Raw genomic sequence first — 18,911 nt, 5'->3', positions numbered from 1 at the left:
GGACCCCCGAAGATCCGCCGGACAGGGCCTAGGAGACGCCGGTCCCGTGTGCCGTCAACAGCCCCACGTCCAGCGCCGCCACGGCCACCGCCGCGACGAACGGCGCCTTCTCCAGGCGGCGGCCGAGCAGCAGGCCCGCGACGGCGATCGCCCCGGCGGCCAGCGGGACGAGCACGGCACCCGCGCCGGTACGCCCCTGCGGGCCCAGCGTCAGCACCACGGAGGCCGCGACCAGCGGGACGGGAAGCAGCAACCGGGTCCCGGTGGCGCCGAGTCGGTGCGGCAGCCCTCGTACGCCGGTGGCCAGATCGCCCCGGATGTCGGGCAGGACGTCCGCGAGATGCGCCCCGACGCCGAGCAGCGCACCGGCACTGACGGCCCACCAGGCCGGCCACGGGCTGCCCGGCAGGCTCAGTGAGACGAGCGCGGGCAGGCCGGCGAACCCGATCGCGTACGGCAGCCAGGACAGCGCGGTGGCCTTGAGCCCCAGGTTGTACGCCCAGGCGGCGGCCACCGCGATCAGATGCGCGGTGCCGGCCAGCGCGCCGCAGGCCAGCGAGAGAGGCACGCAGAGCGCCAGCGCGCCGAACGCGCAGGACCACACCGTCCCTTCGCGGACCGCCCCGGCGGCGACGGGCTTGTCGCGGCGGCCGGTGGCGATGTCGCGCCGGGCGTCGTAGGCGTCGTTGCACCAGCCCACGGAGAGCTGACCGGTCAGCACCGTCGCGGTGAGCAGCAGACAACGGCCCACGCCGTGGCCCGCGGTGACGGCGAGCGCGACGGTGAGCGCGGTGACGGCGACCACAGGTCCCGGATGGCAGGACAGTGCCAGGGCCCGTACGAGCGCCCTGAGCCGCCGCGCCCGGCGCGGGGTCAGGGGGGTGCCGGTCGCGGCCTCGCGCGTATTCGTTCCCGGGTCCACGTCGGCGTTCACGCGCCGATCGTAGGCGCGCGGACCGCGTTCACGTGGCAGCCGGACGGGCGACTTATGGTGTCTCATCCCGTCCTACGGGTGTTGGGCGGGTTATGACATCACCAGGCTGGAACCGATGACCCGAATCGCCGCCGTGCACGGCGTTCTGGCCCCGTACCGCCACACCCAGTCCGAGATCACCGACATGGTGGCGCGGAACTGTCTGCCGCCGGGGGCGGACCGGCGCGTACTGGACCGGCTGCACTCGAGCGCGGGCGTCAGCTCGCGCCATCTGGCCCTGCCGCTGGACGGCTACGCCAAGATCGACGGGTTCGGCGCCGCCAACGACATCTTCATCGAGGTCGCGGGGGAACTGGGCGCCGACGCGGTGCGCGGGGCGCTGCGTGCGGCGGGGCTCGGGCCCCAGGACGTGGATCTGCTGCTGTTCACCTCCGTCACCGGCGTGGCCGCCCCGTCCGTGGACGCGCGTCTCGTCGGACGGCTGGGACTGCGCCCCGATGTGAAACGGGTGCCCATCTTCGGTCTCGGCTGTGTCGCGGGCGCGGCGGGCCTCGCGCGCCTCCACGACTATCTGCGCGGCTGGCCCGAGCAGGTGGCCGTGTTGCTGTCGGTCGAGCTGTGCTCGCTCACCTTCCAGCGCGACGACGCGTCGATGGCGAATCTGGTGGCGACCGGGCTGTTCGGCGACGGGGCGGCGGCGGTCGTGGCGGTGGGCGAGCGCTTCCCCGTGACGCCGGCCACCGAGGTCCCGGCGACGGCCGGATTCGCGGCCGGCGCCCCGGCCGGACCCTCGGTCGTGGCGACGCGCAGCCGGATGTACCCGGACACCGGCCATGTCATGGGCTGGGACATCACCGGGTCCGGCTTCCGGGTCGTCCTCGATCCGTCGGTGCCCGACGTCGTCCGCCGTCTTCTCCCCGCCGACGTACGCGCCTTCCTCGCCGAGCACGGACTGACACCCGCCGACATCACCGGGTGGGTCTGCCACCCCGGCGGTCCCAAGGTCCTTCAAGCCGTGGGCGAGGCGCTGGACCTGCCCGCCGGCGCGCTCGACGTCACCTGGCGCTCCCTGTCCGAGGTGGGGAATCTGTCGTCGTCATCGGTCCTGCACGTGCTGCGCGACACCCTCGCCCGGCGCGCCCCGGAGCCGGGAAGTCCCGGTCTGATGCTCGCGATGGGCCCCGGTTTCTGCTGTGAACTCGTCCTGCTTCGCTGGTGAGTTGGAGAACAACATGTGGTGGTACACGGCATTGGTACTGGCTGTCGCCGGCGAGCGGATCGTCGAACTCGTCGTCGCGAGACGCAACGCCCGCTGGAGTCTGGAGCGCGGCGGTACGGAGACGGGGCGCGGGCACTACCCGGCGATGGTCGTCCTGCACACCGGTCTGCTGGCCGGCGCGCTCGCCGAAACGGCCCTGGCCGGGCGGCAGTTCGTGCCCGCCTTCGGCTGGACGATGGTGGGGGTCGTCGTCGCGGCGCAGGGGCTGCGGTGGTGGTGCGTCTCGACGCTGGGACCGCGCTGGAACACCCGCGTGATCGTGGTGCCGGGTCTGCCTCTGGTGTCCGGCGGCCCCTACCGTCTGCTGCGCCACCCGAACTATGTCGCCGTCGTCGCGGAGGGCCTGGCGCTGCCGCTGGTGCACGGGGCATGGGTGACGGCCGTCGTCTTCACGGGGCTCAACGCCGCGTTGCTGGCGGTCCGGATCCGGTGCGAGAACACGGCGCTCGCCGTCGCACCGGCAGGTGCGAGGGGTGCGACGGGTGCGACATCCGGTGCGCCCGCGTGATCGACGTACTGATCGCGGGTGGCGGCCCGGCCGGTCTGGCCGCCGGTATCCACGCGGCGCTGGCGGGACTGCGGTCCGTGGTGGTGGAGCCGCGTACCACCCCGGTGGACAAGGCGTGCGGCGAGGGCATCATGCCGGGCGGTGTGGCGGCGCTGCGCGCGTTGGGCGTCGAGGTGTCGGGGCGCGAACTGCGCGGAATCCGCTACCGGGACGGCGCGCGGGGCGCCGAGGCGTGCTTCCGCGACGGTACGGGTCTGGGTGTGCGCCGTACGGAACTGCACACCGCGCTACGGCGGCGGGCCGACGCCCTCGGTGTGGAGACGGTCCGGGGCAAGGTCGGTGAGGTGTGGCAGGGCGGCGACCGGGTGGTCGCCGGGGGCAGGACCGCCCGGTGGCTGATCGCCGCCGACGGGCTGCACTCGCCGGTGCGCCGGGGCCTCGGTCTGGATCTGCCGGACCGCGCGCCGTCCCGCTACGGGCTGCGGCGGCACTTCCATGTCGCGCCGTGGTCCCACTTCGTGGAGGTGCACTGGTCGCGGCACGGCGAGGCGTATGTGACACCGGTGGGAGACGGTCTGGTGGGGGTGACGGTGCTGAGCCGTGAGCGGCGCGGCTTCGGCGAACACCTGGCCCACTTCCCGGAGTTGGCGCCGCTGCTGGGCGAACGCCCGGCGAGCGGCGTACGGGGCGCGGGACCGTTGCGGCAGCGGGTGAGCAATCCGCTGGCGGGGCGGGTGCTGCTCGTCGGTGACGCCGCCGGTTATGTGGACGCGCTGACCGGGGAGGGGGTCGCCCTGGCCCTGTCGACGGCGGGGGCGGCGGTACGCGCGCTGGCCGAGGGGCGTCCGCAGACGTATCCGGCGGCCTGGTCGAAGCTGACGAGGCGTCACCGGGTGCTCACCGAGGGCCTGTTGATCGCCACGCGCGGCCCACGGAGATCGCGCATGATCGTGCCGGCGGCGGCCCGGCTCCCGGCGCTGTTCGCGGCGGCGGTCCACGCACTCCAGTGACCACCCGACGTCAGGCGTGCGTGCCCCGGTCGAACCAGGTGGGTTCGTCGGCGAGCGCCTGCTTGATACGGAACCGGGCGAACTCCCCCAGCTCCGGCAGCGAGTCCACGGAGAACCAGCCGACCTCCAGGGACTCGTCGTCGTTGACCCTGGCCTCCCCGCCGGTCGCGCGGCAGCGCACCGTGATGTCCAGATACTGGCACTGATCCCCGTTGGGGTACGTGACGGGCCGCGGCAGCGCCTGGACGAGCACGACCCGCTCCGCCGTACAGCGCACGGCGGTCTCCTCGTACACCTCGCGCTCCGCCGTCAGCGCGGGCTGCTCGCCAGGCTCCGGGATCCCGCCGATGACCGACCAGTTGCCGGTGTCGGCGCGTCTGCCCAGCAGCACACGGCCGTCGTCGTCGAAGACGACCGCGCTGACTCCCGGCAGGAGCAGCAACTGGTGCCCGGCGGTGGCACGGATCTCGCGGATGAAGTCTGGCGTTCCCATGCCATGACCCTAAACGCCTCCCGCGCCGCCCTCAGCGAGCGTCGTCGGCGGCGGGGCGCCGGCGGGTACGTACGGTCCGCACACCCACCCAGCCGAGACCGCCCGCGGCGATCGCGACCAGCAGCGCCTCGGGCAGCGTGCCCATGGTGGTGGCGGGTGTCTTCGAGGAGCGCAGCGGCATCTCGCGCACGAGCGCGTCCGGGGTGAACATCTTCGTCTCCTCGACGACCTTGCCGTCCGGCATGATCATCGCGCTGACCCCGCTGGTGACGGGGACGACGACGGACCGGCTGTGCTCGACGGCCCGGACGCGGGACATCGCGAGCTGCTGGTAGGTCATCTCGCTGCGCCCGAAGGTGGCGTTGTTGCTCGGCACGGTGATGAGCTGCGCCCCGGCGGTGACGGTGTCGCGCACCGCCCAGTCGAAGGCCGCCTCGTAGCAGGTGGCGAGACCGACCTTCGTACCGGCGAGGTCGAACACGCCGACCTTGTTCCCCGGCCCGAAGTCGCGGCTCACCCGGTCGACGTCGGAGCTGAACAGCCGTACGAAGGACCGCATCGGGATGTACTCGCCGAACGGCTGGACGTGCCGCTTGTCGTACGTCGCGACGGGCCCGCTCCCGGGATCCCACTGGATCAGGGAGTTGCGCAGCTTTCCGGTGTCGGGCGAGAGCACGGAGCCGACCACCGTCGGCACACCGATCGCCTTGACCGCGTCGTCGATGACGAGGCGTGCGTCACCGTTGCGGAAGGGGTCGAGGTCCGAGGAGTTCTCGGGCCACAGGACGAAGTCGGGCTGTGGCTCCTTGCCGGCCTTGACGTCGGCGGCGAGCTGTTCGGTGCGTGCGGCGTGGTTGTCGAGTACCTGACGGCGCTGGGCGTTGAAGTCCAGGCCCAGGCGCGGCACATTGCCCTGGATCGCCGCGACGGTCGCGGTGCCGTCCTCGGCCGAGTCGTCCACGAGGGGCAGCGCGGCGAGGGCGCCCGCGACGGGGACGAGCACGGACAGCGCGGCGACGGCCACGGCGGCGCGCGGCACCGGACGCCTCGTCCCCCCTTCGGGGGGAGCGGGGTCGGCGGCACGGTGGGCGAGGACCAGGCGGACCACCTCGTACAGGCCGAAGCCGCACAGTACGACGGCGAAGCCCAGGACCGGGGTACCGCCCACCGCGGCGAGCGGCAGGAACATGCCGTCCGCCTGGCCGAAGGCGATCTTGCCCCAGGGGAAGCCGCCGAACGGCACGCGGGCGCGCGCGGCCTCGCCCAGGATCCATACGGCGGCGGCGAACAGCGGCCACGCGGGCAGCCGGGACACGGCTGCGATTCCCATCCCGACGGCGCCGATGAACAGCGCGGACACGGCGGCGAGCGCGACCCACGGCAGCGGGCCGACCTCTTCGCCCGTCCACTTCAGCAGCGGCAGCAGGAAGCCGAGACCGGCGACGAAGCCGAGAGAGAATCCGGCACGTGGGCGCCGGCCCCGCAGGGTCCAGCCGAGCAGGGCGAACGCGGGCAGCGCCAGCCACCAGAGCGGACGGGGCGGGAAGCTCGCGAAGAGCAGCAGCCCGGACAGTGCCGCGGCGCCGGGCCGTACGAACCGGCGCGCTCGGCGCCTGCCGCCGGGCGCGGGGGCGGGCTCGGCGGGTTCGACGGGGGTGATGGTGGTGCTCACCTGGCGGAGTCTACGGTGGCGTCGACGGTGAGCGGCAGTCCGGCCGGGGGCGGGGGCTCCACCGGGCGGCTTCGCGGCACCCCCCTAAGACCAGCGCCGTAACGTTTCCGCGCAAGATGTCCACAAAGCCTCTCCCTTGCCATTACCGTGTGCGCCAGCCCTGGGGCGGGTGCGGTGTGCCCCGACCGATCCGGCTGTCGTCGGCAGGGCCGTCTCGGATCGGGGGGTCCACGGGATGGCTGTACAGGCAAGCCGGTCCGGCGCGCGCGAGCGCGACGGCACCTCGGACGTCGTGGGCACCGTGATCCTCGTCGGCTGCGCCGTGTGGGCCCTGGTCAGCGCGGCGGGCCGGGAGGGCAGACCCGAAGGTGTGCTGCTGGCCGTGCTCGCGGTCGCCGCCGGTTACACCTGCGGACGCATCGCGGGATCCCTGGTGCCGGTCGCCACGGCCCTCTCACTGGCCGTCTTCGCGTACGTCATGGCCGTCGCCGCCCGTCAGGGTGTGCCGGGCGACGCCGCCGAGAGCGCCGCGCCGCCCGGTGACACGGGCGCGGTCGCCGCGCTGCTGGTCCTGGCCGTGGGCGCCGCCTGCTGTGCGGCAGCCGCCGCGCGGTCGCCGGGGCGGCGGAACACGCTGCTGGTGGTCGCGGCGGTGGCCGCCGCGAGTGGTCCGCTGCTCGGTTCCGTGGCGGGGCTGGTGGCCGCGGTGGGGGTGCTGCTCTGCTCGCTCGCCGCGGCGAGGATGCGCCATCGATCGCTGGGGCTGACGGGTTTGATCGCCGCGACGTCTGTGATGGTGGGCGCTTCGTGGGCGGTGGCCGTACGGGCGCTGCCCGCGGGGTTGGCGTCGTCGCTGGAGGGACAGCTCACCGCGCACCGGGTGCTTCTGTGGGAGGACGCGGTGGATCTCTTACGGGAGAATCCGCTGCTGGGCGCGGGTCCCGACCGGTTCGGCGACCTGAGTCCCACCGCGCTGGAGTCGCTGAACTCGGACGGCAAGCCGCATTCGGCGCCGTTCCAACTGGCGGCGGAGCAGGGCTTCGTGGGCGTGCTGCTGCTGGGGGCCGCGTTCGGCTGGCTCCTGTACGCCCTGTGGTGCTCGCCCCGCGCCACTCCGGTCGTCCTGAGTGCCGGGGCCGCGCTGACGGCGCTGGCCGCCGTGGCGACCGTGGGCAACGCGCTGAGTTTCACGCCGGTGACGGCGGGGGCGGGACTCCTCGCGGGCCTGGCGACGGCGCGACCACCGGAGCGGCCCTGAGGCGGGCGAGCGGGCTGTCAGAGCCCGGCCGGCCCGTAACCGGGCTTGGCGAGACGGACTTTCCCGGTGGCCGCCACGCGCAGCCGGTCGCGGATGACCCCGACCGCCGCCTCCGCGTCGTCGACGGTCACCGTGAACGTTCTGCCGTCGCCCAGGCTCAGTACGACACCCTCGCCGCGCCGTACGACGACGGCCGTGCCCCGCTCGGGCCGCCAGCGGTAGCCCCAGCCGCCCCACTGGCGGGGCGTGACGCTGGGTTCGAAGTCCGCGCCGGTCACCTGGGCGAGCGGGATACGGCGGCGCGGCACTCCGATGTGGCCGCAGCGCACTTCCAGGTGCTCGTGGTCGACCTTCACGGACACATGCACGAAGGCCAGCGTGCCGAAGAGGATCAGCAGGCCGGCGGCGACACAGCCGACCACCGACGCGGCCAGGGCGACGACGCCGGTCGCCCAGGAGGACTGGATCGCCAGCTCGATGCCGAGGGCGAGGCAGGCCGCGCCCACGACCGCGAACAGCCACTGAATACGGTTGGTCGCTCGGCCGGTCCAGGTTTCGGGGAGGGGCACTGTGCCAGGCCCCCCTTGCCGGGGGTGCTCCGTCATGGGAGCAGCGTACTCACGATCCGCCCGGGGAGCACCGCCGCGACGGGGTCCGGAGCGGTGACTCGTACAACAGATCCGCACCCCGCCCCGGGCTCATCCGGACAAGGGGTCCTAGTGCGCGTGGGTGACAGCGGCGAGCAGGCGGCCCTCCGCGTAGGTCAGGGCCGCGTCGGGCAGTGCGGAGCGGTGGCCGTTCAGCAGGACGGTGAGATCGCCGGGCTCGGCGGCGGTCGCGCGGGCCGGTATGTCGCCGAGGCGGCGCAGCGCCTGCGCGGCGACGGCCTCGGCCGAGGTGTGCAGTGTCACCTCCGGCAGACCGGGCCGGCTCAGGGCCGCCCGGATGCGTTCGCCGAGCAGTTCGTAATGGGTGCAGCCCAGGACGACGGTCCTTACCTCGCGCGGGGTGCGCAGCGCCGCCGCCGCGACGGCGGCGTCGATGCCCGCCTCGTCGGCGTGCTCCACGGCGTCGGCGAGACCCGGGCACGGCACCTCGGTGACGTCGACGGAGGCGGCGAAGGTACGGATGAGTTCGCGCTGGTAGGGGCTGCCGGTGGTGGCCGGGGTCGCCCAGATCGCGATGGGCCCGCCCCCGGCCGCCGCCGGCTTGATCGCGGGGACCGTGCCGATGACGGGCAGACCGGGCTCCAGGGCGGCGCGCAGTGCGGGCAGGGCGTGCACCGAGGCGGTGTTGCAGGCGACGATCAGCGCGTCGGGCCGGTGCGCGACGGCGGCGCGGGCCACCGTGAGCGCGATCGCGGCGATGTCGTCCGGGGTGCGCGGTCCCCACGGCATGCTGCCGGGGTCCGAGGAGAGCACGAGGTCGGCGTCGGGCCTCAGTCGACGCATTGCCGCGGCTGCGGCGAGCAGCCCGAGGCCGGAGTCCATCAGCGCGATCTTCACCCGGTCACCATAGACGACGGGCCTTGCGGTACCGCCGATCTGGGGCAGACTGCGGCGAATGAGTGCCATCGCCTGGATCGCCGCGGTCTCGCTGGCCGCCTGGGGCTTTCTGTTGCTGGGTCAGGGATTCTTCTGGCGTACCGATCAGCGGCTGCCGCCGCGTGAGGCTCCGCCGGTGTGGCCGTCGGTCGCGGTGATCGTGCCCGCGCGTGACGAGGCCGACATGCTGCCGGTGAGTCTGCCGTCGCTGCTGGCGCAGGACTATCCGGGGCGGGTGGAGATCTTCCTCGTCGACGATTCCAGCACCGACGGTACGGGCGCCGTGGCCAGGGAGCTGGCCGACCGCCTGTGCGGGCTGCCGCTGACGGTGCTCTCGCCGCCGGAGCCGGCGCCGGGCTGGACGGGGAAGCTGTGGGCGCTGCGGCACGGCATCGAGCGGGCGCGGGAGGGGCGGCCCGACTATCTCCTCCTTACGGATGCCGATATCGCCCATGAGCCGGACAGCCTTCGCGAGCTGGTGGCCGCCGCGCGGTCGAACGGGCTCGATCTGGTCTCCCAGATGGCCCGGCTGCGGGTGGCGACCGCGTGGGAGCGGCTGATCGTGCCCGCGTTCGTCTACTTCTTCGCGCAGTTGTATCCGTTCCGCCGGGTCAACAAGCCGGGGGCGCGTACGGCGGCGGCGGCCGGCGGGTGCGTACTGCTGTCTACAGAGGCGGCCGAGCGGGCGCGGATCCCGGACTCCATCCGGCAGGCCGTGATCGACGACGTGTCGCTGGCGCGGGCGGTGCAGAAATCCGGGGGCCGGATCTGGCTCGGTCTCGCGGAGCGGGTGGACAGCGTGCGCCCGTATCCGAGGCTGAGCGATCTGTGGCGGATGGTGGCGCGCAGCGCGTACGCCCAACTCCTGCACAATCCGCTGCTGCTCGTCGGCACGGTGGCCGGCCTCGCGGTCATCTATCTGGCGCCGCCCGCCGCGCTGTACGCGGGCCTGGTGGGCGATGACTCGCCGGCCGGTCTGCTGGGCGGCGGCTCGTGGGCGGTGATGGCGGGGACGTACGTACCGGTGCTGCGCTACTACCGGCAGTCGCTCTGGCTCGCTCCCCTGCTGCCCTTCACCGCCCTGCTCTACCTCCTGATGACCGTCGACTCGGCCGTCCGGCACTACCGGGGCCGCGGTGCGGCCTGGAAGGGGCGTACGTACGCCCGTCCGGAGGCCGCACCGGAGCGTTGAGCCGGGTCACCGTCGGGGCCGGGCTCACTTCCGGCCGGGGGTCCAGTTCATGCCCCAGCCGTACGCGTAGTCGATGGTGCGCTGCGGGCTGACTCCGCGTTCGGGTACGAGAAAACGCGCTTCGCGCTGGACCAGCAGATCCGAGCCGGTATTGGTGATCAATGCGAGCGCGCAGACCGTCGAGGGAACCGTGCACTCGCCGAGCGAGAAGTCGATCGCCGCTCCGTCCCGCGGCTGGAGTGTGACCGTCGCGTCGAGATCGGCGAAGCTGCGCGCCCCTTCGTAGATCGTCACGAAGATGACCACGCGGCGCAGTTGGTCCTTGTGGTCGAGGTTGATGCTGAGATTCTCGCCGTTGGCCGAACCTCCGGTGCGGTCGTCGCCGTCGAGATGGATGAACGGCGGCTGGTGGAGCGCCCCGAAGGCATTGCCGAGTGCCTGGACGACTCCTTTGCGGCCGTCGGTCAGTTCGTAGAGCGCGCACAGGTCGAGGTCGAGGTCGCCGTGCATGGCGACGGCCCGGCCCAGCTTGGCGCCCCAGCCCTTGAACTGCTTGCGCACCTGCCAGCTCAGATTGACGCGCATCTCACCGGAGTTGCCGCCCTGCTTGGACAGCGAGACGGTCGGCGCTTCCTTGGTCAGCGTGACCTTGCTGAGCCGTACGGGAGCGGGGGCCGGGGGCGCGGGCGGCGCCGGGGGCGCGGCGGGCGCCCGCACGGGCGGGGCGGGTGCCGCGACCGGGGCCGGCCGCGCGGGGGCCGGGGGCGCCGGGGCCGCCGCCTGCTGCGGCTCGTCGACGCTGATGCCGAAGTCCGTGGCGAGACCTTCGAGTCCGCTGCTGTACCCCTGGCCGACCGAGCGGAACTTCCAGGCGCCCTGGCGCCGGTAGAGCTCGCCGAGCACGAACGCCGTCTCGACGGTCGCGTCCTGGCTGTCGTACCGCGCGATCTCGGCGCCCGACGTCGCGTCGAGGACGCGTACGTAGAGGCCGGGCACCCGGCCGAAGTTGCCGCCGTCCGCCGACGCGGCCACGACGATGCGCTCGATCTCGGCCTCGACACGGGCCAGGTCGACGGAGAGGGTGTCCGTCACCGTGCCGGGACCTGTGCCCTTTCCGTCGTACCGCACCGCGCCGGAAGCGTGGGCCGGCTGGTTGTAGAAAACGAAGTCGGCGTCCGAGCGGACCTTTCCCTCCTTCAGCAGAAGGGCCGACGCGTCGACATCCGGTGTCCCCGGCGCTGAACGCCATCCCAATTCGACACGCACACTCGGTGCCGACACCGGAACATTGGCTCCTTTAAGCATGGACATGCTCGCCCCCATCGAGAGTCGGGTGACCGAAAGTTTTCCGTTGCGCCAAACCTAATCGCTGAAACAGTCATCGCGCCCCCGCGGACCCACCGGTAACCCCTCCGGAGCTTGCCCTTTACACGATCACTACGCTGCCGAACGACCGATTTTCCCAAGTTCGCTCGCATTGGGGATCCGAAGTCACCCACACCGCCGGAAAGAACCCCCTTATCGGACTCCCCTCTTGGCACATCGTGGGCTTAACTTAGGTTCCATGACCTCCCCCCGCTCGACCTACGGCGGCGGTTACTACACCGCGCCGTCGTTCCCGGACACCCCGATCTACGACTCCCTGGTCGCGGAGCGGGGCACGCCTCAGATCGCCCCGATCCGAGTGCCTTCCGCCTACGACACCGGCAGCAGCTATCAGAGCAACAGCTATCTGCCGGCGCTGCCTTCGGCGCTTCCCGCTCTGCCGGCGGCTCCTTCGCAGCCCACGCCGTCCTACGGCGGCTACCAGCCGCAGCCGGCGCAGCATCCCGTGCCGCTCCAGCACGCCCCGGCGCCCTACATTCCGCAGCAGGCACCGCCGCCTCGCGGTTATCAGGGCGCTCAGCCGTACCCGCCCCAGCAGCAGCAACAGCAGCCGCGTCCCCAGCAGCCCCGTCCGCCGCAGCAGCAGCGACCGGGGTCGGCGACGGGGTACGAGGCGATGCGCCCCGCTTCGCCGCGCCCGGCGCCCGCGCCGGTGCAGTACGACGACCCGTACAACCGCCCCTACCAGAGCCGGGGTTACTGACACCGGGCGCATCGGGAGACAGGGAAAGGCAGGGAAGGGACCGGAACACCGGGAGGGGCCGAGGCGGTCGAGGGAGTCGGGGGCTCCCTGGCAGGATGGCCGTATGCCTCAGCCGTCCGCTCCAGTCCTGCGTGCCCTGCGCGTCCATCCGGTGAAGTCGGTGGGAGGTTTCACGGCCGACAGCGCGGTCGTCGAGCCCTGGGGTCTGGCGGGAGACCGCCGGTGGGCGCTGATCGACGAGTCGGGCGCCGCTGTCACACAGCGCGAACAGCCACGGCTCGCGCTGGCCCGTGCCGAGCCGCTGCCGGACGGCGGGCTCGTGCTGCGCGCGCCCGGCCGGGAGCCGCTGGAGGTCGCGCGCCCCGCCGCGCCACGGACCGGCGGAGCATCAACAGGCGGGCCGGGAACGGGTGTTGGTGTCACCCGTACGGATACGGTTGTGCCCGCCGACCCGCCTGACATCGTGCTGAGCGTCTTCGGGACCAAGGTTGACGCGTCGCTCGCCGACGCGCGGGCGGGCGACTGGTTCAGCCGGCACCTCGGGGTGGAGGTCCGGCTGGCGTATCTGAGCGACCCGGTGGGCGCCCGGCCGGTCGATCCGCGGTACGCCGGTGTCGGGGCGAGCGTCAGTCTCGCCGACAGTTGCCCCCTGCTCGTCGCCACCGTCTCCTCCCTCGACGCGCTCAACTCCCTGATAGCGCAAGGCGATCACGCCGACGAGGGCCCCCTGCCGATGGACCGCTTCCGGCCGAATCTCGTCGTCGCGGGGACCGCGCCCTGGGCCGAGGACGCATGGCGCAGAATCACCGTCGGCGAGGTCACCTTCCGGGTCACCAAACCGTGCGCGCGCTGTGTGATCACCACGACCGACCAGCGGACGGCGCGGCGCGGCAAGGAGCCGCTGCGTACGCTCGCCCGGCACCGCCGAATCGAGGGCAAGCTGATCTTCGGGCAGAAGCTGGTGCCGGAGAACACCGGCACGGTACGGGTGGGAGACCCGGTCAGCGTGTTCACCGGCTGACGCCGCGTCACCTCGCGTCCGGCCCGTCGAACGAAGGGTGATTTCGCTCTCCCTTCCGCCCTTTTGTGCGTCAACCGGGCCCCGTAGGGCTATGACGGACAGGGGAACGGACGGAAGACGGAAGGGGTGCGGCACCATGCGAGCGGTCGTGGGGCTCCGGCGCTGGAGGCACAACCCGCTGCGAAGACAGACGGATCTGGTGGAGGCGTGGGTCGCGCTCGGCGCCCTCCTCCTGATGTTCCTCGCCGTCCCGGCGATCGGCTGGATCTCCGGCACCCTGATCGACGCCGAGCTGCGGCGGACGATCCGTGCCCAGCACGAGGAGCGGCACCGCACCGACGCCCTGGTGGTCCGCGTCGACACGGCGCCCGGCCGTGTCATGTACGACCCCGAGAGCGCGGCCGAGCGCGCGAGCGGCCGGCCGGTGATCGCCAAGTGGACGGCGCCGGACGGCAGTCGGCACACCGAAGCCGTGCGCTCGGCGCCCGCGACCGTCCGGGCCGGTGACACCTTCCCGGTCTGGACCGACCGGGGCGGACAGCTCACCAAACGCCCGGCGGACCTCGCCGCCGCCCGCACGCACGCCGTGCTGGCGGGGATCGGGGTGGCCGCCGTCGCCGCCGCTCTGGTCGAGGCCGCCCGGCGGCTGATGGTGTGGAATCTCAACCAACGCCGGTACGAACGGCTCGAACTGGCCTGGGTCCAGGCCGGTCCGGACTGGGGCGTGTCTTCAAAGTAGCGCCGTCCGCCCGCAGGCCAGGCGGGACTTTGAAGACACGACCCAGGGCCGTACGGACGCGGGGAGCTGAGCGCGACGCGTAGCGGAACGCCGGGCGGGACGCCGGACCAGTGCTTCTCCCGGCCACCGGAACGGCTCTTGGGTCAACCGACCGGTGCCGCGCGCGCTACGGTGGTGCGACCCGGTCCTCTGTCGCGGCCGGGGCTTCCTTGAGTCGACCCCGCAGCGGGTCCGGTCGGCACAGCACGCGCAGGCGCACGAGGTGGGGACAGAACAACACCATGGCACAGGGCACCGTCCAGGTGACGCACACCGGCACCTCGCGTTGGCGCCGCCGTACCGGCGAGTACGCCTCTCTCTCCGCGGCCCTGGAGGCCGCGAGCGACGGGGACATACTCACCGTCGCGCCGGGCACCTACCGCGAGAATCTTGTCGTCACCCGCGCCGTCACACTGCGTGGGCCCGAGGGCTCGTCGGGTTCGGTTCGGATCGCGCCGCCGGACGGCGTACCGCTGACGGTGCGCGCCTCGGCGACCGTCCACGATCTGCATGTCGAGGGCCAGGACACGACCGCGCCCGCGCTGCTCGTGGAGGACGGCACCCCCGAGCTGACGGATCTGCGGATCGTCACACGCTCGGCCGCCGGGATAGAGGTGCGCGGCGCCGCGCGTCCCACCGTCCGCCGCTGCACGGTCGACAATCCCGCCGGCGTCGGGGTCGCCGTACTCGACGGCGGTGGCGGTGTGTTCGAGGACTGCGAGGTGGTCGCGGCCGGTCAGTCGGGCGTCTCCGTACGCGGCGGGGCGCACCCCCGGCTGGAACGGTGCCGGGTCCACCACGCGTCCGGCGGCGGTCTGACCGTCACCGGCGAGGGCAGCGGCCTCGAGGCCGTCGGCTGCGAGGTGTACGAGATCAAGGGCACCGGCGTACAGATCGCCTCGCGTGCCGCCGCGCATCTCACCGACTCCAGCGTCCACCGCACATCGGCCGACGGCATCACGCTCGACACGGACGCGGTGCTGACGCTCTCCGACTGCGACATCCACGACATCCCGGAGAACGCGGTCGATCTGCGCTCCCGCTCGGTGCTGACGCTGACCCGCTCCACGGTGCGGCGCTTCGGCCGCAACGGGCTGTCCGTCTGGGACCCGGGCACCCGCGTGGACGCCAACCAGTGCGAGATACACGACAGTACGGGCGACTACCCGGCGGTCTGGGTGAGCGACGGGGCGACTGTCGTCCTCGACTCCTGCCGGGTGCACGACGTACCGGACGCGCTGTTCGTCCTCGACCGCGGTTCGCGTGCCGACGTCGTGGACAGCGACCTGTCCCAGGTGCGCAACACGGCCGTGTCGGTGAGCGACGGAGCGACGGCGCAGCTCGACGACTGCCGGATCAGGGAGGCGTCCACCGGCGCCTGGTTCCGGGACCACGGCAGCGGCGGCACGCTCAACTCCTGCACCATCGACGGTGTGCAGACCGGTGTCATCGTCACCAAGGGCGCCGACCCGGCCATCGAGCGCTGCACGATCACCTCGCCCGCCGAGGCCGGTTTCTACGTCTCCGCCGAGGGGCGCGGCACCTTCCACGACTGCCGGGTCACGGGCAGCGGCGGTTACGGCTTCCATGTGATGGACGGCTGCCGTACGACGCTGACGCGCTGTCGCACCGAGCGCTGCGCGCGCGGGGGTTACGAGTTCCCCGACAGCGGCGCACCGGGCCCCGAGGGCAACGGGGCGGGGCCGACCGTGGAGGACTGCACGAGCGACGAGAGCGGTGTGCTGGCCGCCGCGCCGCAGCCGGGGGCCCTGCTGACGGCGACGCAGACGACGGGGCTGCTGGGCGCGGTCCCGGCGCAGAGCGTGCCGCCGGCGCCGGCCGCGCCGCCCGTGGAGCCGGTACGCGAACCGGGAAAGGTGCTCGGTGAACTCGACGCGCTGGTGGGCCTGGAGAGCGTCAAACGCGAGGTCCGCGCCCTCACCAACATGATCGAGGTCGGCAGGCGCAGGCAGCAGGCCGGTCTCAAGGCCGCCTCCGCCCGCCGCCATCTGGTCTTCACCGGCTCCCCCGGCACCGGCAAGACGACGGTGGCCCGGCTGTACGGGGAGATACTCGCCTCGCTCGGGGTGCTGGAACGCGGCCATCTGGTCGAGGTCTCCCGGGTGGACCTGGTGGGCGAGCACATCGGCTCCACCGCGATCCGTACGCAGGAGGCGTTCGACCGGGCGCGTGGCGGCGTGCTGTTCATCGACGAGGCGTACGCGCTGTCGCCGGAGGACTCGGGGCGCGACTTCGGGCGTGAGGCGATCGACACGCTGGTGAAGCTGATGGAGGATCACCGCGAGGCGGTGGTGGTGATCGTCGCCGGCTATACGGCGGAGATGGAACGCTTCCTCGCGGTCAACCCCGGTGTGGCGTCCCGTTTCTCACGCACCATCACATTCAGCGACTACGACGCGGACGAACTGCTGCGGATCGTGGAGCAGCAGGCCGAGGAGCACGAGTACAAGCTGGGCGCGGGCACGCCCGAGGCGCTGCTGAAGTACTTCGCCGTACTGCCCAAGGGCCCGGCCTTCGGCAACGGCCGCACCGCGCGCCAGACGTTCGAGTCGATGGTGGAGCAACACGCGAGCAGGGTCGCCCAGTTGCCGGAGACCAGCACGGACGACCTGACGCTGCTCTACGCGGACGATCTGCCCGAACTGCCCTGAGCGCGCCGCTCCGTGGCGGTGCCGTCGCGCTGCCCCGGCAGCGCCGGCGGCAGCCGGTCGAGCAGCGCCGCGCGCTGCACGGCGAAGTCGGGATCGGACTGGTACGAGGAGTGGCCGAGGATCGGTTCGGGCAGCGGGTGGCGCGCGGTGCGGCCGTAGGCGAGCGGGTCCTTGAGCGGCCCGTGGTCCACGGGCGGTGTGCCGTCCTCGGCGCCGAGCCGGACGGGGCCGCCGATGGGGTCGGTGGCGCGCCACAGATTGCGCCAGCAGTGCACCTCCCGGCCCAGGTCGCTCAGGGGCGCGGCGCCGAAGTAGGCGGGGAACCAGCGGCCGTACAGCCGCTCCAGCGGTGAGCCGTACGTCAGCAGCGCCACCCGGTGGCGGGTGGCTTCGCGCAGTTGCCACACGGCCGCCGCAGCCAGCACGCTGCCCTGCGAATGGCCGGAGATGACGAGCCGTCCGCCGGTGCGGGCGGTCCAGGAGGCCATGCGCCAGGTGAGGTCGGGTACGGCGCGTTCCGCGTAGCAGGGCGGCGCGAAAGGGTGCGAGGCGCGCGGCCAGAACGTGCCGACGTCCCAGAGGATGCCGATGGTGCGCCGGGCGGCCGGGTCGCGGTAGGCGCGGCGGCCCCAGGTCACGAACAGTATGAAACCGAGGCCGATCAGCCAGGAGCCGAGCGCCTGCGCGGTGTCGGCGGCCGACGCCACCGGGGCGGGGCCGCCCTCGGCGGCCCGGCCCGGCACGTCGCCGCTCAGCCAGGCCCCGAGGACGGCGCCGATGCCGAGTACGAGGGTGGCGGCGGAGACGAGGCCGACCAACCAGGGGGCGGCGTCGGTGAGTTCGGCGCGGGCGCGGGCACCGGCGATCCGGCGGGTACGGACGGAGTCCGGTGTGACCCGCTGATCCGGCGAGCCGTACTCCGCCTCCACGACGGGCGCGAGGCGGCGGGCGGTACGCCCGGTGCGTACGGCGAGGAGGAGGACCGGGATCAGCAGCAGCACGAGAAGGACGGGGATGACGGCCGCCTGCCAGCTCAGCAGCACCGGCGGTCCGACGATCGAGCCCTCCCCCATGCCGGGCGTGCCCGACCCGTCGAGCCAGTCGCCGACGCGCTGGGCCACGCCGCCGGTCATCACCCCGGCCAGGGCGCAGGCCAGCATGGCGACGGCGGGGCCGCCGAGGCCGTGCAGGACGATCCGGGCGTGCCGGGCACGGCGGTGCAGGACGAGGGCGGTGGCGGCGAGCGCGACGACGAGAACGCCCTGGGCGAGGACGAGCACCGGGAACGTGACGGCGCCGGGAAGGGTGCCGGCGGAGTTCCAACCGGGCCGGGACCAGCCGGCGTACAGCACCGCGAGAGCGAGCAGGCCGAGCGAGACGGCGGGCAGTTGGCTGATGAGCGCCTTGTCGAGCGTGCCGTCGCGCCGGCGCTCGCTTCGGCCCCTGCTGCACACCACCCAGAGCACAACGAGCCCGCCGACGACGAGAGTTGACTGGAGCAGCCAGCCCGCCGCTTCATGTACGCCACTCGACGCGCGGCGGTCGTGGCGGGCAGTGGCGCCCGTGATCGCGCCCGCGACGGTGAGGAATCCGGCGGCGGTGTGCGCGGCGCGCAGACGGGCGACGAGCCGGCGGCCGTACCAGAAGCCGGGCCTGGCGAGTGCGGGGCGGATCGTGGGCGCGCGGTGGGCGGTGTCGCCGGTCGGGTCCTCGTGGGCGTCCGTGGTGTCGGCGGCGTCGGCGGCATCCGTGGCATCCGTGGCGTCGGTCGGCGGGCGCTGGGCCTCGTACGCGCTCCAGGTCCGGTTGGACAGATACCACAGGAGACCCACCAGCGCGGCCGGCAGGAGCGCGGCCAGCGCGAGGCGCCGGCCGGGCTGCGCCCACCAGCCGTCCCGCTCGGCGGACAGGAAGCCGAGCCAGGCCCGGTCGTCCACGCAGTGGGCGGAGCCCGCGCACTGCCAGGCCATCAGGTCGAGCGCGACCTCGCAGGCACCGGCCGTGAGCAGCACGGTGAGCGTGAGGGCGAGGAGCCGTACCAACACCCCGTAGAGCCGCTGGGTCCTGGCGAGCCCGTTGGTCGCCGGGCGCATCCAGTGCGCGAGGTTGACGACCATGAAGGGAAGCAGCAGCAGCCACAGCACGCGCGTGCCGTTCCCGGAGGTGAGGTTGGACCAGCAGTACGCCTCGGGCACCGGCCCGTTCCCGTACCGCTCGGGGTGGGACTCGGCCTCCTCGTCGTCGGGGCGCCGGTAGATGGCCGCCGTCTCGTCGCCCGTGATCCGGACCGTGTACGGATCGGCGAGCATCTCCTGCGGGGTGGCGCCGCCGACGCCATGGACCAGCAGTTCGAGCGCGGCGCCGCCGTCGCTGCGCACGGGAGGCTCAGGGGACACGTCGATGACTCGCTCTCCGGGTGGTGTGCCGTGGGCGGAGACCGCCCTCAGCGACTCTCCCCGGG

At 73.0% G+C, this 18,911-nt stretch carries 16 protein-coding genes; 9 read left to right on the top strand and 7 right to left on the bottom strand.

Going from position 1 to position 18,911, the window contains the following annotated elements:
- Nucleotides 1-28 precede the first annotated feature (28 nt).
- Nucleotides 29-934, bottom strand: coding sequence for a UbiA family prenyltransferase (locus OG329_RS37665; RefSeq protein ID WP_405801257.1), 906 nt, complete (start codon nucleotides 932-934; stop codon nucleotides 29-31).
- A 115-nt stretch (nucleotides 935-1,049) separates the two neighbouring features.
- Here OG329_RS37665 and OG329_RS37660 point away from each other — a divergent pair, with 115 nt between their 5' ends.
- From OG329_RS37660 to OG329_RS37650, 3 genes are read left to right on the top strand one after another with little or no spacing between them, the layout of a single operon-like run.
- Nucleotides 1,050-2,153, top strand: coding sequence for a type III polyketide synthase (locus OG329_RS37660; RefSeq protein ID WP_405801256.1), 1,104 nt, complete (start codon nucleotides 1,050-1,052; stop codon nucleotides 2,151-2,153).
- Between the two features lie 13 nt (nucleotides 2,154-2,166).
- Nucleotides 2,167-2,721, top strand: a complete 555-nt coding sequence (locus tag OG329_RS37655; protein ID WP_405802217.1) for an isoprenylcysteine carboxyl methyltransferase family protein — start codon at nucleotides 2,167-2,169, stop codon at nucleotides 2,719-2,721.
- Nucleotides 2,718-3,731 carry an NAD(P)/FAD-dependent oxidoreductase gene (locus OG329_RS37650; protein WP_405801254.1) on the top strand — a complete coding sequence of 338 codons (1,014 nt, stop codon included), beginning with the start codon at nucleotides 2,718-2,720 and terminating at the stop codon, nucleotides 3,729-3,731. Before OG329_RS37655 ends, OG329_RS37650 begins: the two co-directional genes overlap by 4 nt.
- 10 nt (nucleotides 3,732-3,741) lie before the next feature.
- On the opposite strand, the gene OG329_RS37645 is transcribed toward OG329_RS37650, so the two are convergent.
- On the bottom strand, nucleotides 3,742-4,224 hold the full coding sequence (locus OG329_RS37645) for an NUDIX hydrolase (RefSeq protein ID WP_405801253.1): 483 nt from the start codon (nucleotides 4,222-4,224) through the stop codon (nucleotides 3,742-3,744).
- Between the two features lie 31 nt (nucleotides 4,225-4,255).
- On the bottom strand, nucleotides 4,256-5,896 hold the full coding sequence (gene lnt, locus OG329_RS37640; protein ID WP_405801252.1) for an apolipoprotein N-acyltransferase: 1,641 nt from the start codon (nucleotides 5,894-5,896) through the stop codon (nucleotides 4,256-4,258).
- Nucleotides 5,897-6,131: 235 nt separating this feature from the next.
- Between lnt and OG329_RS37635 the strand changes: the two genes are divergently transcribed.
- Nucleotides 6,132-7,154, top strand: a complete 1,023-nt coding sequence (locus tag OG329_RS37635) for an O-antigen ligase family protein (RefSeq protein ID WP_405801251.1) — start codon at nucleotides 6,132-6,134, stop codon at nucleotides 7,152-7,154.
- Nucleotides 7,155-7,171: 17 nt separating this feature from the next.
- Here OG329_RS37635 and OG329_RS37630 read toward each other — a convergent pair whose 3' ends face one another.
- Together OG329_RS37630 and OG329_RS37625 are read right to left on the bottom strand one after the other, a co-directional pair.
- Complete coding sequence (locus tag OG329_RS37630; protein WP_405801250.1) at nucleotides 7,172-7,759, bottom strand: hypothetical protein; 588 nt, start codon at nucleotides 7,757-7,759, stop codon at nucleotides 7,172-7,174.
- Nucleotides 7,760-7,870: 111 nt separating this feature from the next.
- A complete protein-coding gene (locus OG329_RS37625; RefSeq protein ID WP_405801249.1) occupies nucleotides 7,871-8,659 on the bottom strand; it encodes a glutamate racemase in 789 nt (262 codons plus the stop codon).
- Between the two features lie 58 nt (nucleotides 8,660-8,717).
- Here OG329_RS37625 and OG329_RS37620 point away from each other — a divergent pair, with 58 nt between their 5' ends.
- Nucleotides 8,718-9,890, top strand: coding sequence for a glycosyltransferase (locus tag OG329_RS37620; RefSeq protein ID WP_405801248.1), 1,173 nt, complete (start codon nucleotides 8,718-8,720; stop codon nucleotides 9,888-9,890).
- 24 nt (nucleotides 9,891-9,914) lie between these two features.
- On the opposite strand, the gene OG329_RS37615 is transcribed toward OG329_RS37620, so the two are convergent.
- Complete coding sequence (locus OG329_RS37615) at nucleotides 9,915-11,213, bottom strand: TerD family protein (RefSeq protein WP_405801246.1); 1,299 nt, start codon at nucleotides 11,211-11,213, stop codon at nucleotides 9,915-9,917.
- Between the two features lie 241 nt (nucleotides 11,214-11,454).
- On the opposite strand from OG329_RS37615, the gene OG329_RS37610 reads away from it, so the two are divergent.
- The 4 genes from OG329_RS37610 (at nucleotide 11,455) to OG329_RS37595 (ending at nucleotide 16,450) form a co-directional block, all read left to right on the top strand.
- On the top strand, nucleotides 11,455-11,979 hold the full coding sequence (locus tag OG329_RS37610) for a DUF6643 family protein (RefSeq protein WP_405801245.1): 525 nt from the start codon (nucleotides 11,455-11,457) through the stop codon (nucleotides 11,977-11,979).
- A 103-nt stretch (nucleotides 11,980-12,082) separates the two neighbouring features.
- Nucleotides 12,083-13,000: an MOSC domain-containing protein gene (locus OG329_RS37605; protein ID WP_405801243.1), complete on the top strand. Its 918-nt coding sequence runs from the start codon at nucleotides 12,083-12,085 to the stop codon at nucleotides 12,998-13,000.
- A 136-nt stretch (nucleotides 13,001-13,136) separates the two neighbouring features.
- Nucleotides 13,137-13,739 carry a hypothetical protein gene (locus OG329_RS37600; protein ID WP_405801242.1) on the top strand — a complete coding sequence of 201 codons (603 nt, stop codon included), beginning with the start codon at nucleotides 13,137-13,139 and terminating at the stop codon, nucleotides 13,737-13,739.
- A gap of 281 nt (nucleotides 13,740-14,020) precedes the next feature.
- On the top strand, nucleotides 14,021-16,450 hold the full coding sequence (locus tag OG329_RS37595; RefSeq protein ID WP_405801241.1) for a right-handed parallel beta-helix repeat-containing protein: 2,430 nt from the start codon (nucleotides 14,021-14,023) through the stop codon (nucleotides 16,448-16,450).
- On the opposite strand, the gene OG329_RS37590 is transcribed toward OG329_RS37595, so the two are convergent.
- Nucleotides 16,420-18,846, bottom strand: coding sequence for a hypothetical protein (locus OG329_RS37590; protein ID WP_405801240.1), 2,427 nt, complete (start codon nucleotides 18,844-18,846; stop codon nucleotides 16,420-16,422). The genes OG329_RS37595 and OG329_RS37590 overlap by 31 nt on opposite strands.
- Between the last annotated feature and the right edge of the window lie 65 nt (nucleotides 18,847-18,911).

Source organism: Streptomyces sp. NBC_01506 (assembly GCF_045040295.1).
Taxonomy (GTDB): domain Bacteria; phylum Actinomycetota; class Actinomycetes; order Streptomycetales; family Streptomycetaceae; genus Streptomyces.
This window is presented reverse-complemented; position numbering and strand designations above follow the sequence as displayed.

What these genes read in the sequence shown, in the direction of transcription:
- OG329_RS37660 (WP_405801256.1), top strand. Translation starts at nt 1,050, where the DNA reads ATGACCCGAATCGCCGCCGTGCACGGCGTTCTGGCCCCGTACCGCCAC.
- OG329_RS37655 (WP_405802217.1), top strand. Translation starts at nt 2,167, where the DNA reads ATGTGGTGGTACACGGCATTGGTACTGGCTGTCGCCGGCGAGCGGATC.
- OG329_RS37645 (WP_405801253.1), bottom strand. Translation starts at nt 4,224, where the DNA reads ATGGGAACGCCAGACTTCATCCGCGAGATCCGTGCCACCGCCGGGCAC.
- OG329_RS37635 (WP_405801251.1), top strand. Translation starts at nt 6,132, where the DNA reads ATGGCTGTACAGGCAAGCCGGTCCGGCGCGCGCGAGCGCGACGGCACC.
- OG329_RS37630 (WP_405801250.1), bottom strand. Translation starts at nt 7,759, where the DNA reads ATGACGGAGCACCCCCGGCAAGGGGGGCCTGGCACAGTGCCCCTCCCC.
- OG329_RS37620 (WP_405801248.1), top strand. Translation starts at nt 8,718, where the DNA reads ATGAGTGCCATCGCCTGGATCGCCGCGGTCTCGCTGGCCGCCTGGGGC.
- OG329_RS37615 (WP_405801246.1), bottom strand. Translation starts at nt 11,213, where the DNA reads ATGGGGGCGAGCATGTCCATGCTTAAAGGAGCCAATGTTCCGGTGTCG.
- OG329_RS37610 (WP_405801245.1), top strand. Translation starts at nt 11,455, where the DNA reads ATGACCTCCCCCCGCTCGACCTACGGCGGCGGTTACTACACCGCGCCG.
- OG329_RS37605 (WP_405801243.1), top strand. Translation starts at nt 12,083, where the DNA reads ATGCCTCAGCCGTCCGCTCCAGTCCTGCGTGCCCTGCGCGTCCATCCG.
- OG329_RS37600 (WP_405801242.1), top strand. Translation starts at nt 13,137, where the DNA reads ATGCGAGCGGTCGTGGGGCTCCGGCGCTGGAGGCACAACCCGCTGCGA.
- OG329_RS37595 (WP_405801241.1), top strand. Translation starts at nt 14,021, where the DNA reads ATGGCACAGGGCACCGTCCAGGTGACGCACACCGGCACCTCGCGTTGG.